Genomic DNA, 15,944 nt, shown 5'->3' with positions numbered 1-15,944 from the left:
ATAACGTTCATCCGATTAATTTGCGTTCGTCAAAGCCTGATGCTCCGCATACAGCCAATCCAGGGAGCTTGCACTTTCGCTTAGCGGAGATACATCGCGCTCGACCAGCTTCTGGTTCGCCGAGATGACGCCGACGATCGCAAAAGCCCCCTTGCCCAGATTCAGCGAGTGCCGTCCGGGTTCGTACAGAAACGCATGCACATTCGCGCTCGGGTAGAAAGCCGGCTTTACGCCCTTTCGCAAAACCGGCGCGAGACCGCCTCGAGCATCGGCATGGGTGTTTTCGTCCAGTGTCGGGACTTGCAGCCATTGGGCTTCGGGGGATTGGAAATAACCGACGAGTACACGGGCCGGTTCGGCCAGCTCGAAATCGACGATCACCCCGCGATTAGCCGCCTCCTCACGGCTGAACCGGATCCCGGTCAAGCCCTCCAGCTCCTCCGCATAGCTATGCGCGAACACTTCGCCGTCCGTGAAAAGAAAGCTGTCCTTGCGGAAGACATACGTTTCGGCATCCGTGGAATGCAGGATGAACGGCGCGGCACGATAAGGCGTGATCTTCTCCTCGCTGCCCACAGCCAGCGGCAGCCTTCCCTCTTTCAAATCTTGAACGCGCGCCTTGAAGTTCTGCAGTTCCTCCTCGTAAAGCGGCAGGCAATCCCTCCAGTGGCAATATTTTTCTCCATCCGGAAAAGGAATTTTTCGATGCGCCGTCAGCATGCTGTTGGCGTACATGTACGTTTTTTCCGTGAGGGCGGTCAATTTCCGGTACCACTCCACGCTCTCCTGCAAATAAGGCAAGCCTTTCTCCAACACCTCAAGCCGAGTCAGGTAATCTCCCTTCGCAGCTTGCTTGTAGAGCAGCACCTGAACCGCTGCACGCACCTTAGCTCCGTAAAAGCGAACCATATAACGAATCGCTTGGATGTCGGTTGCGATGCGCTCGAATTCCTCCGGGTTGCTCGTCACGTGCGGCCGAGCCCGCTCGATCGCTTCCGCGGCCAGGTCAGCGAACATCTCCGCCGCTTCGACGACGTCGAGCGGCGTCTCGCCGATATGCGGCTCGCCGTTCGCCTCCCGCTCCGCATACAGCTCGAGGCGCTCTCCTTGCGGAGCATGATCCTCCCAAAGCGCTTTGTACGGAGAGTACCGGTCGGGATTCGTCAATTGGCTCATCGTCATCCCGAGCGACAGCGTCTGCCGGTTGCCCTCGGTGATGCCGAACCGGCGGAGAAGACGCGGTGCGCATTCGCCGAATGCATCATACGCCTCCAGAAGCGCGGCGCCCGCTTCCTGTGAGCCGAAGCGGCTCGCAAGCTCCTCGGCCCAGTAACTGCGCTCTGTCTCCTGATCGCGATCCGGATTCCAAGCGTATCTGGCCCAAGCTGCGTACCAGATCCAGTCGCGTTCGACTTGGCGCAGTCTCGGGGATACCTTATCTGCCGTGTAGGGCCAATCCCAATAAAACAACGGATACACGTGCAAGCCGTTCGCCTGCTGCCGATGTTTGGCAGCCTGCATGCTCTTCTGAATAAAGGCCGGCGCTCCATAGCGGAACGGCTCCAAATTAGCCAGAATATGAATGTTGACGATGTGAACGGATTGCATCGAGCTCAAGTTATTGTGCGTTTGCACCCAGCCGCCTCTCGGCGTCCATGTGGTGAGCGATTCACCGTTATATTTGGCTTCCGTATAGAGGTTCGGGTAAAGCGGCAGCGCCTTCTCTACGATCGGCTCCGCCTTAACGGCGTGCGCACGCAAAATGATCGGAGGCAGCTCTTTCACCTTCAGATCCGCAAGCCCTTCCTTCATCCCGGCGATAATCGTTTCGGTAAACCATTCCATCCCGTACACGCTGCCGTGCAGAGCCTCGCCGAGACAGAGCATAATGCCGACATTCGGGAAGGAACGCACGAATTCAGCGATCGATTTGCGCGTATAATCCGCCGTAATCGGCAGAGGCTTCGGCTGGTGCAGCTCCAGTCCATGCTTTTCGGCGAACGGCAGCGGAATATGGATGTTGTAGAAGTTAAGCACCACCCAGATCCCGCGTTTGTCGGCCTCCGCCGTAAGCCAGTGGAAGATCTCAACATTCTGCAGGTATTCTTCTTCCGTCACCTCAAGCGCTTCCGGATAGTCTTTCAGCTTGACGAGCGAAGCGAACGGGTGGCCGGTCCAGATGTAGACGACGTTGCTGCGCTGTTCGAGAAGCATATCCAGATATTCCTGCCACATTTGTTTGTCATAAAACCACGGAAAGCGGTCCGGTGTAATCGGATACTCATACGTTCTACGCGGCGGCTCAATCAACGTCTTCTGGAGACCGAGCACTGGTCCGCGCAGCACGAACGCCGGCGTTTCGCCAACTGCCACAAGCTCCGGTACCCGCCCCGCCTTTCGGATTCGCCGTGCCAGTTCCTGCGCGCCATACAGCGCGCCGGTGTCGTTACCGCCGGACACGACTATCAAACCGCCCGGCAGCGTCGCGAGATAAAAGCCTTCTTTGCCGGGAGACATACTGTGATAAAGGAGCACTTCCTGCTCCTCCAATGTACGGATAAAATCCGATTCTTCCCGGTTGCCGACAAAGATCTTAAGCCCTTTCGTATTGCGGTAAGCCGCTGCGGTCCAGACATCCCTGCCCGCGCACTTAACCTCGTAGCCGCAAGATTCCAGGCTGGTTTGCAAAAGCGTTAAACCGTGCAGAAGTCTGTTTGAGGCATCTTCCTGCACACCGATATACACGATTTCCTTCTGGTTTTGCATGGTTTTTCTCCTCCTGGCGGTATACGCAATGTATTTTTTACTTAAGCAATCCGGATATTTCCGCATGCAGTGTGCAGCCTGTCGGATCGGCTTTATAGAACCGGACTTCCGCATCGCCGAAGCGCTGTTTCCAGCAATCGCCCGTTCCGAGATAAGGGGCGGCCGTTTCCCGTGCGTCATCACTCAAGAAATCGTTGGTGACAAGCCATACGCCTCCTCCGGGAAACCGGCGGCTTTCCTTCATGCCGGCCGGAGCAAGCCACTCCGCGATGATCACGACGGTGCCTTGTTCCGCTCTGCGTTGCAGTGTGTTCAATGTATCCCCGGACAGGCGGGAGCCTGCAGCGATGATCAGCTTAGGGCTGCCCAGTTGATCATCCCGCACGTGTTCATCGAAGACGACGACGTTGTTGACGGGGTCGAACAGCGTATGCATGGACGTTTGCGGAAGCTCCGCGCACCCTGATGGAAGCGGATACCCTTCCGGCGTCACCCGCTGCTTCAATTCATGCCGGGGGAAGGTGTATCCCGGAATGTGCATACAGCTGCCGTGCGCCGGGATAGAACCTTGACTGAGCAAATGCCATGCTGCGAAAATGCTTTTCGTCGATTCGGCCGGCTCCAGCTCGCGGTTCCCGTAAAGCCGGGCGTTCTGCCCGTAGTTGCTGTCTTCCGAATGAATGAGGACGATATCCGGGCTCGCTTCATGATGAGTCCAGCCTAGCGGATGGTTCGGCACGAAGTCCTTGACGAACCGCTCCCAAACGTCGCCGTAGGCCGTTTTCGCAAAGCTGTTGCCCTTATGATGGAGCAGCACATCGACGTTCTCGACGAACAGATGGGACGGTCCCATCAAATAGCCCATCCGCAAAGCCGATTCGAATTCCTCCGGCGAATGTCCCGGGAAGCCCGACGTCCGCGTGAACCAGCGGCCGATATCCGGTCCCCAAAGGTCGGCGCATATCCACATCGAACGGCCGTATTGCTTGGCGGCGCCGAGGGCCGTTCCGAGCTGAAGCGCCTGGAACGATTCCTTCATGATTTTCGGGCAAATGTCCATGCCGGCGCGGGCTTTGGCGTGAAACATAACCGGAAAAACGTGCTCCGACACGAGCGGAAACTGGGCCGGATTCAAACTGTGCTTCTCTGCAAGCTTCCGAACATGGTCCGTTCGCGCTGATACCGACGCCACCAGATGCTGATACGACGCCTCCAGTGAAAGGCCATCTGTCGCCCCCCAATGCGGGTGCCAGCCGTCCTTGCGATATTGTCCGGCATTGATTTGCAGATGCTCCGGTTCGTCGTACAGCAGGCCGATCAGCCTGCCGCTTCGAGCGGCCTCTACAATCGCTTCGTCAGGTACGTCCCAGCGGTTGGTTCCTTCCACCCAAGGCCCGTTAATATTGCCGTACTCGTTGCCCAAGCACACATCCATCCCGCTGCGCACCATATCCTGGAGCATCTCCGAATGTCCCTCAAGACCTGGCATCATATGGTGCACGTAAAATTCCGCCCCCAAGCCTTGAAGCGCTTCTACAAATCGTTTCCCGGTCGGGGGAGGATCCTGCGACAAATAAATCATCCCTGTACCGGTTCGCATGATCTCATCTGAGCTATCCCCCGCCCACGGATCCTGCCAGGCCAGCACAGGCCCTTGTATCCCAAGCTTTGGCTGCATGGACTGCCGCTCTTTCGTCATTGTTCAAGACCCCCTATTTCATACGTAACGGCTTCGGCTGCGCTTGCCGGTTCGAATGAAACGGTTTCCCCGGCACGCAGCCCGAGCTCGATGACGCCGCCTGCCGCAGACACAACCGCCCTTCGCCCGTCCCGAAGCACCGTTGCTTCGCCCTCAAACGGATGGAATAGACGGAGTACATTCCTTTGCTCACTGTACACCGTCACCGAAATCACCTTGCCGTTCTCCTTCTTACCCGAAAGAAGAAAAGCTCCTTCCGCCCGAACGCCCGAGAACGAGGCATCCTTAAACCGTGCGGGGACTCCCGTGAATACCCGGATTTTCCCTCTCACGCACTGCACGAACATTTCAAGAACGGCCGCCGACGCTGCGATGCAAGCCTCGATCTGCATCGTTTCCCGGCCCGCGAATTGCGTGAAGCCCTCGTAGGTCCCATTATGCTGGCTGGCATAGCTCGGCATCATAAATACTTCTTTCAATAACTTCAGCGATAGAAGCGCCATATCCGGCTTCCCCAAGCGATTGTGGATCATGGACGCCCACGGCATCGACCATCCGGCCCAGCGGCCCATCCCTTTATCCACCCACGATTTGTAGGAATTCAAGACGATAGCCGCTTCCTCCGGGTCCGACATGTCCAGCGTGTCGAACGGATAAATGCCCGCCAGATGGGAATGGTGCCGATGAGAAACTTCAAGCGGCTGTCCCTCCCACAGGTAAAGCTCGAGACCGGGCTTGCGGTCGAATTCCTGGAATTGCCGAGGACCTGCGGTATACGCGGGCAGCTTTGCACGAATGTCGGCGACAAACGCGGCATACTCCGCATCGAGCCCGTAGCGCTCCTCCAGCTTCAGCAGCTTGTCGCAAAGGAAGTGTACGTTCACCAAGAAAAAGGTAGAGTTACGCCCGAGCCCCTCCGGACTCGAGCCGCCGTATTCCGGCGAAACCGACACCGGCAAAGCGTACGCGTCTCCATCCCGTTCCATCATGGCGAAGAACACATTCAATGCTTTTTTCATGAACGGATACACGTCTTCCAACAGAAATTGTTCGTCCCCGGCGTACTCGGCATATTGCCACATCATTTGCGCCACCCAAGAGGTGTTGGCCTGGTCGATCGTGCCAGTCCACATGCCGCCTACCGGCCGGCCGCGGTCGTCGACCGAATGCCCGAGCATGTAGCCGTCGTCGATACCGACGAAGCGCTTCGCGTTGAGCGCAAGCGTCGGCTTCCAGCTGTCAACCATTTTGAACAAAGGCTTCAGACTGTCCAGCAAATTCGCACCGTACGCCGGCCACAAGCATTCCTGAACATTAATGTTGAAATGATAGTCGCAGCTCCACGGCGGGTTCCGGTAATCCTCGGCCCACGGGCCTTGCAGCGTCGGAGCGATGCGGCCCGGCATTGAATTCCCCAGCATGCGGTAGAGTCCCAGATAGTACATGTTCTCGATCTCCCGGTCAGGCAGCGAGATGTCGGCCGCTTGCTCCCAGAGGGCGTGCCAGTGCATTCTCGTCGAGGCGAGCGCTGCGTCGTAGTCTAGGTGCCCAGCTTCGCGTATCCGCGAATAAGCGGCTTGAACGGCCGCCTCCACCGAGCTCCCATATTCGGCAGCGATCCACAACCTGCTGTCGGTATGTTCCGACATGACGGCGCACGCCGGATCCTCCGGCAGTTCCTGCACCCACCCACCCCGAATCCGTCGAGGTGCGGGGATTTCGAAATCATTCCAATACGCTTTCACTTTCTCGAAGGAGTAGGAGGGCTTCGCTTCCACAGACGCAATCACCTCGGCATCGCAGGAAACGGCAAGCGTCGGGCTGTCAATGGGCACACTGAGCCGTATAAACCGTTCCCCTTCGCTCGTGCGGCAGCGGAGAACCGCTTCCGCCTCCTTCAGCCGAAGCTCCGCGGAAACAATCGAAACGCCAGGCTTCAGCTTCACCTCGTATCGTCCCATCGCAAGCCGGGCGGGCCTTTTTTCTTTGCCGTTCATCATCATCGTCGTATAAAGCTGTCGGGCCGCCTCAAAATCTCCCCCCTGCAAAAACGATTTCAAACGCTCATAGGTGCACGCTTCCTGCCAAATCATTCCACCCCGGTGGTCCCAGAAATCCGCACGGTTAATTGTCAGCATGACGGTTTCTCCCTCAAACCAGACAAGCGCGCCGAACACCCCGTTCGACAACGGAATTCCGTCGTGACAGAAGCTTGTTTCCAACGTCCAAGGAATGGTATAAGCCGGCTTGATCGGTATGGCTTTCACGTTTCCAGCTCCTCGCTATTCCGAATTGATTCTACTTACACATGTTCTTGCAGGACCGCTACGAGCCGCTCGTACGATCCTGCAGATTCGCCACCTTCTGCGCTCCCCAACTAAAACCGTCAACCCGAAGCCGCTCTACCTTCTCCCAGTCGATGTCCATGCCGAGCCCCGGTCTATCGGCATCCGGCACAAGCAGATAACCGTTCTCGTAGCGAACCGGCTCCGTCGTTACATCGTCGATGTAAAGCTCCGGTCCCGTCGGGTCGGAAATTGCGTTTAGATTCGTCAGACTTGCCCCGAAAATCGCCTGTGCCGCCGTTCCGAACGACAGCTCCTGGGTCGTTCCGATCAGCACGCCTTTGCCGGACACTTCCGCCGCCGCCGCTGCCTTGCGCGCCGCTTGGAAACCGCCGATAAAAATAAGTGCGATGTTGAAAATGTCGACCGAGTCGTATCGGATCATATCCTGCAGCTGCTTGAAGCTCCACACGTGTTCGCTGACAGGCAGATCGACCGCCATCCGAAAATGCCGAAGCCCCTCGAAGTCGTTGCGATAGGCAGGGCTTTCCACAAGCTGCACGCCATAGGGAGCAAGACGCTTCGTGATGCGCAGCGCGCTTTTCCAGTCCAGCAGGTGGCTGTAATCAAGCGATTTGATCGTCACGAGGCTGCCGAATTCCTGCCGGACCCTATCAAGGAACGCCTCGTCGGCGTCGGGATTAACCCCCGCATACAGCCGGAACACGTCAAAGCCTTGCGCCAAACGCTGGCGAACGACATCCACATTGGCGTCCACTTCCTCGATCGTCCGAGATCGAAAAATCGGATAACACACCTTCAGCTTATCCCGCACACGGCCGCCGAGCAGCGTACTGATGTTGACGCCGAGCGCTTTGCCAGCCAGATCGTGCAAAGCGATATCGATTCCGCAGCGGATGAAGGTGCCTTTTTCGTAGTAATACATCGTCTCGGGGAACATCTCGGCCATTTCCCGGTTAATGCCGACCATGTCGAGCGGATTACGACCGACAAGCTGAGCTTTAAGCGTCGCTTGTAAGTCGCGGACGTCCACCGAGTATTTCGGCAAATGCGAGAAGTCGGACATTTCTCCGATGCCGACGACCCCCTCGTCGGTCAAGATTCGCACGATGGCATGCTGACACACGAACCCGGTATGGCGGGGAATGCTCACAACATAGAGCAGCAGGTCTGTAATCTTCATCTCTATCCACTCCTTAGATCGACAGCGAAATCGTCTGAATATGGGTAAAAAAATCCATAGCCGCCCGCCCTTGTTCCCGGGAGTTCGAGCTGGATTGCTTCAGGCCGCCGAACGGCGCCTGGTACTCTACGCCGGCCGTCTCGGCGTTGACTTTCACCATGCCGGCTTCGATGCGCGAAACGAACGCCATCGTGTTGGATAGGCTGTTTGTGAAAATAGCTGCGCTTAAACCGAACTCTGTGTCGTTCGCCATCGAGATGGCCGCTTCCAAGCTGTCCGCCTCCATTAAGGCGAGTACCGGACCGAAAATTTCCTCCCGCGCGATTGACATTGCCGGCGTTACGCCAGCAAACAGCGTCGGCTCGACGAAGCAGCCGTCCCGGTTAGCCGTGCCGCCTCCCAGAAGCAGCTTGGCGCCTTCGTCCTGGGCTTTTCGAATATGCGCCAAGACGGATAACTGCGCGCTTGGGGTAGCGACCGGACCGAAATACGTTTCCGGGTCCATCCCGTCCCCTACTCGAATCCTGCGAAGCCGCTCCAGCAGCTTTTCGGTGAAAGTCCCCGCGATAGAGCGCATCACAATCACCTTGCTTGTCGCCGTACATTTCTGCCCGGTGCTCTTCATCGAGCCGGAAACGACGAGCTCGGCCGCTTGATCAAGGTCGGCGTCCTCCATGACGATAACGGCGTTCTTCCCGCCCATCTCAAGCTGGTACTTGATACCGCGTGAGGAAGCCTTAAGCGCAATCTCCTTCCCGACCGCGTTCGAGCCTGTGAAGCTGACGGCTGCCAGCCGAGGATGCTCAAGCAGCGCATTGCCCGTCACGCTGCCCGAACCGTGAACGAGGTTCAGAACCCCTGCCGGTACGCCGGCATCGACAAGCGCTTCGACCAAAAGCCCGGCGGTCACAGAGGCGTTGCCGGCCGGCTTGAGCACGACCGTGTTGCCGTAGGCAAGCGCCGGCGCCAGCTTCCACACCGGGATCGCAACCGGAAAATTCCACGGTGTAATGAGACCTACCACCCCAAGAGGGATTCTTCTCGTATAGAGAAGCGACTTGCCGTCGGCAGGCGGGATGTGGTCTCCATTCGCCCGCTCGCCTTCACCCCCATAAAATTTCAGGATAGCCGAGCCCCGCAGCACCTCGCCCCGCGCTTCAGCGAACGTTTTACCCATTTCCCGAGTCATGATTTCCGCAATAGCATCTGCACGTTCTTCAAGCAAACGCGCAGCCGCATCCAGCACCTTTCCCCGCTTCGCGCCGGGCAAATCCCGCCAGGAAGCGAAGGCTTCCGCAGCGGCATCCACGGCCCGTTTCACATCCCCCTCCGTCGAACGCGCAACGAGCCCAACCGTTTCTCCGGGACGTGCGGGGTTGTCATTGGCAGTCCATTCTCCGGATTCCGGTTCACACCAATCTCCGCCTATATAGTTCAACGTGCGTTTCATTCGTATCTCACTCCGTTCCCTGATTCAGCAAACCCCAGCTTGCCAAAATTTCGCTTACCCGCTTCTTCTCGCTGGGAAGCAGTTCCGCAATCGGCGGGCGAACATAGACGTTCAGCCGGCCCAGTTGCGCCATCGCTTCCTTGACTACGCTGACGTTATTGCCGCTGCGATTCGCCTCGCGCAGCTCCTCGAACGGCCGCATGTCGTCCCAGAGTGCCATGGCCTCTTCATAATTGCCCGCATTCAGTGCCTCCAGCATGCGCTGCGACCTCTTCGCATCGACGTTGACCATACCGGACGTGAATCCGACGGCTCCCGCCGCATAAAAGAAAGGCGCCCACATTTCGGCGGTTCCGCAAATCCATACGAGATCGTCTCCGATCAAACGGACGGCTTTGGCAAACGAAGGCAGATGGTTAACCGCATATTTCACGCCGACAATATTCGGCTCTCCGCTTGCCTCGCGAAGGGCTTCTGCCGTCAGATTTTCGCTGCGAACGTACAGGATGAGCGGCAGCCGGGTGGACCGGGCGACCGACTGATAGTAAGCAACAAGGCCGCGGTCCAGCATGAACGGATGAACCGGCTGATGGACCATAATGCCGTCCGCCCCCGCCTGCTCTGCATGACGGGCCAGCTCACCCGCGGTCTGCGCATCGTAGCCGACGCCCGCAATCACCTTCGCCCTGCCTCCAATGTGACGGACAGCGAAAGAAACGGATTCCCTGGCTTCTTCCTGCGTGAGCGAATAAAATTCTCCGGTGTTGCCGCATGGATAAATCGTTTGTATCCCGCTTGCGATCAAATGCTCGAGCACTTCGGCGAACACGGGATAATCAATCCTGCCCTCCGCATCGAACGGTGTAACCGGAATGGCGTTTATGCCCTTAAGACTTTCCATGAACGCTTGGTACATGAATGCTGATCCCTCTCATCTTCGCATCGATTTTTTATTCCGCTCTCTGGAGCGCGGAGCGACCGCCGTCGACGACCAAAGTCGTCCCGGAAATATAAGCGGCGTCATCCGAGGCGAGGAACACGGCCGCAGCCGCCACATCCTCCGGCTGACCGAATCGGCCGAGCGGGTACGTCGCCAGCATCGCCTTCGCCTTCTCCTCGCGGTTCGGAAACTGCCGCATATGCTCCTCCGCCAGCGGTGTCTCGACAAAGCCCGGACATATGCTGTTGGCCCGAATGTTCTTGCTGCCAAAATCAACGCAAATGCCATACGCCATCGCAATCATGCCGGCCTTCGACGATTGGTAAGGAAAATGATCCTGCTGCGTACGGTAAGCATGCGTGGACGCGATGTTCACCACGCTGCCGCCGCCGCTTTCGATCATGAACGGAATGGCAAACTTGCTGCAGTACCAAGAGCCTTTCATGTTGATATCCATGATCCGCTCCCAATCTTTATCCTCGGCTGCTACGACCGACTTTCCACCGGAAACACCTGCATTGTTAACCAGAATATGCAGGGAGCCGAATCGTTCGTATGCGGCCTGCATCAAAGCGGCCGCTTCCTCCCGGCGGCGCAAATCGGCCTTGAAGAACATCGCCGAACCGCCCGACTGGATAATCTCCTTCGCAATGTCTTCCCCGCTGTCGCTCACATCGTTCACGATAACGTTCGCTCCCTCCCTGCCAAAACGAAGAGCGATTGCCATACCAATGCCGGACGCTCCGCCCGTCACGACAGCGGTCTTCTTCTTCAATCTTCCATGTCCCATCTCTCTGTCTCCTTCAATCGATCTGGTTCTTGGCTGCGAGAGAAGCGAGAAGCCGGTCAAGCGGAGGGTTGCAGCCAATCCGGCCTTCCAGCTCCAGCCCGATGAATACGAGGCTGCCCTCGCCAAGCATCCGCGAACCGACAACCGCAAGCTTCGGCTTGCCGACCGGTGTCGGCGGCTGTCCATGCGGCGGCCTCTCATACGTATACAGCAGCGGCGTCAATCTCTCCGAACGCCAGCCACAACCGGTCAACGGATCAATTCGATCCGTCATCCTGTTATAGAAATAGCTGAAATCCGCCGGCTTCGTCTCGCTTAAGAGGGGTTCGGAACCGTCTCGCGCCAGTGTAAACAGCGCGCCAATGGGCTCCTCATGCACGATCACATCGCCGATTCTCCATTGCCGGTGTCCAGTCTCGTCAGAGAGGAAGACTGCCGTCGCCCCCGCTTCCACTCGCTGTCTCACCTCTATCTCATGTACCCGAAACCGTTCACAGGAGGATACGATGATCGTGTCGAAGGGGCTTTCAGGTGAAAAGCTCGCCCCCGACAATTCGAGCGCGGAACAGAGCTTCTCCGCCTTCTCACCGATATAAGCGATGCGGCCGCTCGTGACGGCGACGTCTGTTCTCGCGAAAACTTCGATTTCGAACCGTTCTCCGTTAAGAATACACCCGGAGGCATCGATCAGGCACGCCTCCGCGTAAACGGTATGCCTTCCTTCTACCTCCGGCATAACCAGCGTCACCGTTCCCGAATAGCAGGAAGATACGCCTTTCACTTGAGCCTCAATCGCGAACGAAGCGTAATCCGCTTTCTCGTCCCGCAGTGTGACGATGATGCTGCAGCCGTTATACGCTGTCGATGTATCATTGAGCAGCCATGCCTCCAGCTCGACAACCTCGCCCGCATACGCGCGCCAGCGATCTCCCCGCACATGTACCCGAATCGGCTCAAGACTCTGTGCATAGGCAAAATAGGCAGGCTTCGGCACGCGATCGACGCCGACCAGCGACTTCATCCAGCCCGACGGCCACGCGTCGATCAGCAGATGAATCGCAGATTGCACGATGCGGTCGGAGCGTCTGCGGAGCGTATCCGTCATCAGCTTCGTTACGAAGGCTTGATACCGCTGACTGTCGCGAATCCAATCTTCGATGCAGGATAGCTCCGGGTACCAATCCCCATGCAGCGCATAAGACTGGGCGTCCACAATGGCGTTCGGCATCCAGGTATCGCCGAGCTTTTGCGGCAGCCATTCCCGTGGATATCGCGCCTGCATGAGCTCAAGCCGGTCAAGCCCTTCGGAACCGTACTCGCCGCACCCGGTTTTCCAGCCCGCCTTGATCGGAGGCAACCCTCCTTTGTACAGCTCCCCGAAGGGGATCATATGATTCGTATACCACATCGTATAGCAATGAAAATCGGACAGCCCCTCCGCGGTCGGCGGGTCATAATCGCCATCCGCATTTTTGACGACGCGGTCAGGATTCTCGATGTAGATCGCTTGACGGGCTGCCGTGAAAAAAGCCTCCATCTCATCCCGGAATAGGTGACGATGCCCCTTGCCCCGCTTGGCTGGACGGGACGGTTCGTTGATCAGCGAAACCATGATGACGCAAGGGTGGCTGCGCACGAGCCGCTCCATCTCTGCCGTTTGGCGCACCGCTTCGTAAAATTGACTCCGTCTAATAAAACCGAAAGCTGGAAGATCGCATTGATTCAGCATCCCCAACCGGTCCATGCAATCGTAGATTTCTTCCTGAACCGGGCGCTGCGTCACTCGGTAAAAGTTCAAATTCGCCAGCTTCGCGATCAGAATGTCATCCACCAGCTGGTCATAGTCATCATTCATCACACACAGCTGAAGATGCCCCATCTCATTGGCACCCCGTAGAATAATGGGCCGGTTATTGAAAAAGAGTGATCCCTTCGGCTCCGTCGATTCGTCCATGCGGAACGAACGCATTCCAAAGCAGCGGTCGTGCACGTCTTCGCGCTCCTCTCCTCGAAACACGGAGACCCGCAGCGTATACAGGCGAGGCTCGTTCAGTTCCCAGCTTTTAAATTGCGGAAAAGCAATCTTATACCGGTAATTGTTCAAACCCGGCCCGGCATAAGCGACGGGAAAGCGAATCTCGGAAAGCCCCTCTCCCTCAAAATTATCCGCATGGACTTCAAGCCGCAGCTCCGCATGCTCGATCAGCCCGTTGGTCGCGTTCATGACGTCCACCCATGCCTCGAACATCGCTTCGTCCGGATTCGTTCTTACGAAAATGTCTTGAACGAACAGCTCGGCGCGCTCCTCCACAAACACGCGGTTATAAATGCCGGCGCCGGGCGGACAATGATGCCAGCCTTGGATCGGCTCATCCCAGCCAGGTCCGGTCGCCGCATACATCTTGTCGCCGTCCAGCCTTGAACCGTTCACACCCATCATCGGATAGTCGTTGTGCACCTCTACGACCAGCACGTTCTCCTCTTGAAGCACGGAGGTGATATCACATTCAAACGGTGCGAACAGCCCCTCGTGGCTGCCAACACATTTGCCGTTGACATACACGACCGCCTTGTAATCGACGCCTTTAAATACGACAAACACCCGCTTGCCGGCCGCCGGGCGCGAGCTCTTGAAGGCGGTTCGGTAGTAGCCGGTCCAGCGGCCGTTCTCTTTGGTAGGTCCGCGGAAGTCAGGCACCGTTACATGCTCCCACTCGCCCAAGCCGGCAAGCACGCTGCCGAATTCCCTGTCCTGCTGATCCTCGTACCGGAAGTCGAAAGCTTTGAGCTCTTGCCGGGGACGGGCAAATCCAGCAGCAGGTGTCAGCCGACGCAGGTACGGACGGTAATACGCCCGAAGTCTTTCCAGTTCCAGCTCATACTCCTCTAATTGCATGTCGTAAGTCGGCTTAGGAAGACGCGCAGCCGCTTCCGTTCCCAAAGCAAACATGCGTTTCTCCCACTCGCGCGGAGCTGCCGCCTCGAGGCCGTCTCCCGCCAGCGGGTGTTCCCGCAGCGCGATCTCGGCGAACGGATCCCTTACAAGTTGTTTATCTGCTTGATCAGCCACGCCATTACCTCCTGTTCAACGGAAGGAAGAAAGCACCCGCCCCTTAGGAGCGGGTCCAGTCTGTTGCTTACGAATCATTACTGCTTCATCGCTTTGTCGTAGATGGCTTGCGCCTTATCGAGCCCCACTTTATTCAGATTGGCCAGGTGCTCCTTCCAAACCTGATCGTCATTGACATTCACAAGTCCCATGATCGCTTTAGTCGCAAATTGGTACACTTCGTTCCAAACGCCAGTCATAATCGTATTGACGGTGCTGGAATCATCGTCATTCATATTGGCGGCTTGGGCATACATTGTCTCCATTGACTGGAAGATCGGAGCGGCTTCTTGATCGATCTTGAAGGCCGGGTCGGTCTTCTGTGCGTCGTCATTCTTGGTGATATAGTAGTCGAAGCCAAATTGCTCCAGCACTTTCTTGCGGTCAAGATCGCCTTTGTACGTCGGCAATCCATCCTTCATCTCGTAGGAGAGGCCTTCGACGCCCATTTGGTTGAACAGCTCGCCTTCCGGTGTTGACGACCAATCGATATATTTCAGCAGACGGTTTAGTTTATCCGGCTGGTCGGCCAATTTGTTGCTGAGAATGGAACCGAACAACGCAAAGTCCGGCCCTTTGAACATGACGGGATTTTTACCGAAAGCCGTGTCCTTCACGAACGCCTTCGCATAATCCCAATCCTGCGTGCTGTCCGCCTTCTCCAGGCTGACAACGTGGCTGACGTATTGGAAGTCGATCAGATCCTTGCCGTTTTTCCGATTCTGGTTGAATTGGTCCTCCGTCGCTGTCGCGAAGTCCTTCTGAATGAGACCTGCCTTATACAGCTTTGCCAAATAACTAAGCATGGCGCGCTGCTTGTCGGTCGCCGGAGCGAACACCATCTGATTGTTATAATCGGGATCGTGCCAGAAGCCGTACCAGCCGTTCGAACCGTTGAAGTCAGGCGGGATCCGGAACGTGTTGTCGAAGCTGATCAACAGGTTCCGGATGCCGGTATTCCCGGAGCCTCCCCGAACCGCGAGCCCAATGAAGCTCGGGTTGGTCTCTTTCAGTTTCTGCAATGCAGCGGTCAACTCGTCGGTCGTCTTGGGGAAAGAAGTGATTCCCGCTTTGTCAAAGGCGTCCTTCCGGTAAATGAAAGTCATCGGATCAAACGTCGTCGTGATGAATGGAACCATATACATTTTTCCATTAACGCTGGTGAAGTCCTTAAGCATTTTCCACTGATCGTCGGTATAGAGCTTGCGGTAATTCGGCATCTTGTCAAAGTAATCGCCGATCGGCAGCAGATAGCCTGCCGCCGCCCATTTGCGAACGGCGTTCCACTGGTTCATGTTCGGAATAAATTCCGGATAGTCGCCGGACGCGAACATAACGTTGTACTTATCCATACCTGCGGACAATGGGATAGCCTGGTAGTCCCATTTCATATTGAACTTCTGCTCGGTCTGCTTGGTGTATTCGTTCGGCACGGAGTTCGGTGCGTATTTGGTCTGGCTGACGACCGTAAGCGATACGGTTTTGTCCATATTGTTCGGGTCGGCAGACGAACTTGCTGAAGAAGGCGCTGACGACGAATCGTTCGATACCGGATTGGATTGCGAAGAACATGCGGACAGAACAACCGCCATTGAAAGTGCCGTCAAAGTGCCTGATGTTGCCCATTTTTTCTTGCCCATACTCACATTCGCCTCTCTTTGCGTAATTTGAATTCCATTTGACATCCCTTTTTCCAGCAAT

Annotated in this window: 9 protein-coding genes; all 9 read right to left on the bottom strand. The window is 56.8% G+C overall.

Annotated elements, in window-relative coordinates; genetic code table 11:
• Positions 1-15: 15 nt before the first annotated feature.
• Entirely contained in the window at positions 16-2,766 is a 2,751-nt protein-coding gene (locus tag ABE504_RS02120) for a hypothetical protein (protein ID WP_430083800.1), read from the bottom strand.
• Between the two features lie 37 nt (positions 2,767-2,803).
• Positions 2,804-4,465 (bottom strand): hypothetical protein, encoded by a 1,662-nt coding sequence (locus ABE504_RS02115; RefSeq protein WP_430083797.1) that lies wholly within the window; start codon positions 4,463-4,465, stop codon positions 2,804-2,806.
• On the bottom strand, positions 4,462-6,732 hold the full coding sequence (locus tag ABE504_RS02110; protein WP_430083794.1) for a glycosyl hydrolase family 95 catalytic domain-containing protein: 2,271 nt from the start codon (positions 6,730-6,732) through the stop codon (positions 4,462-4,464). The genes ABE504_RS02115 and ABE504_RS02110 overlap by 4 nt, the downstream gene beginning before the upstream one ends.
• A 58-nt stretch (positions 6,733-6,790) precedes the next feature.
• Positions 6,791-7,954 carry a mandelate racemase/muconate lactonizing enzyme family protein gene (locus ABE504_RS02105; protein WP_430083791.1) on the bottom strand — a complete coding sequence of 388 codons (1,164 nt, stop codon included), beginning with the start codon at positions 7,952-7,954 and terminating at the stop codon, positions 6,791-6,793.
• A gap of 13 nt (positions 7,955-7,967) precedes the next feature.
• Positions 7,968-9,404 (bottom strand): aldehyde dehydrogenase family protein, encoded by a 1,437-nt coding sequence (locus tag ABE504_RS02100; protein ID WP_430083788.1) that lies wholly within the window; start codon positions 9,402-9,404, stop codon positions 7,968-7,970.
• A gap of 7 nt (positions 9,405-9,411) precedes the next feature.
• Complete coding sequence (locus ABE504_RS02095) at positions 9,412-10,320, bottom strand: dihydrodipicolinate synthase family protein (protein ID WP_430083785.1); 909 nt, start codon at positions 10,318-10,320, stop codon at positions 9,412-9,414.
• A gap of 34 nt (positions 10,321-10,354) precedes the next feature.
• Positions 10,355-11,134, bottom strand: coding sequence for an SDR family NAD(P)-dependent oxidoreductase (locus ABE504_RS02090; RefSeq protein WP_430083782.1), 780 nt, complete (start codon positions 11,132-11,134; stop codon positions 10,355-10,357).
• Between the two features lie 13 nt (positions 11,135-11,147).
• On the bottom strand, positions 11,148-14,204 hold the full coding sequence (locus tag ABE504_RS02085) for a glycoside hydrolase family 2 protein (RefSeq protein ID WP_430083779.1): 3,057 nt from the start codon (positions 14,202-14,204) through the stop codon (positions 11,148-11,150).
• A gap of 77 nt (positions 14,205-14,281) precedes the next feature.
• Positions 14,282-15,928, bottom strand: coding sequence for an extracellular solute-binding protein (locus ABE504_RS02080; protein ID WP_430083776.1), 1,647 nt, complete (start codon positions 15,926-15,928; stop codon positions 14,282-14,284).
• Positions 15,929-15,944 lie beyond the last annotated feature (16 nt).

It is taken from the genome of Paenibacillus oryzisoli, assembly GCF_050467285.1.
GTDB classification, from domain to species: Bacteria; Bacillota; Bacilli; order Paenibacillales; family NBRC-103111; genus Paenibacillus_E; species Paenibacillus_E oryzisoli_A.
This window is presented reverse-complemented; position numbering and strand designations above follow the sequence as displayed.

Coding starts and splice junctions, on each gene's coding strand:
- ABE504_RS02120 (WP_430083800.1), bottom strand. CDS start 2,766: ATGCAAAACCAGAAGGAAATCGTGTATATCGGTGTGCAGGAAGATGCC.
- ABE504_RS02115 (WP_430083797.1), bottom strand. CDS start 4,465: ATGACGAAAGAGCGGCAGTCCATGCAGCCAAAGCTTGGGATACAAGGG.
- ABE504_RS02105 (WP_430083791.1), bottom strand. CDS start 7,954: ATGAAGATTACAGACCTGCTGCTCTATGTTGTGAGCATTCCCCGCCAT.
- ABE504_RS02100 (WP_430083788.1), bottom strand. CDS start 9,404: ATGAAACGCACGTTGAACTATATAGGCGGAGATTGGTGTGAACCGGAA.
- ABE504_RS02095 (WP_430083785.1), bottom strand. CDS start 10,320: ATGTACCAAGCGTTCATGGAAAGTCTTAAGGGCATAAACGCCATTCCG.
- ABE504_RS02090 (WP_430083782.1), bottom strand. CDS start 11,134: ATGGGACATGGAAGATTGAAGAAGAAGACCGCTGTCGTGACGGGCGGA.
- ABE504_RS02080 (WP_430083776.1), bottom strand. CDS start 15,928: ATGTCAAATGGAATTCAAATTACGCAAAGAGAGGCGAATGTGAGTATG.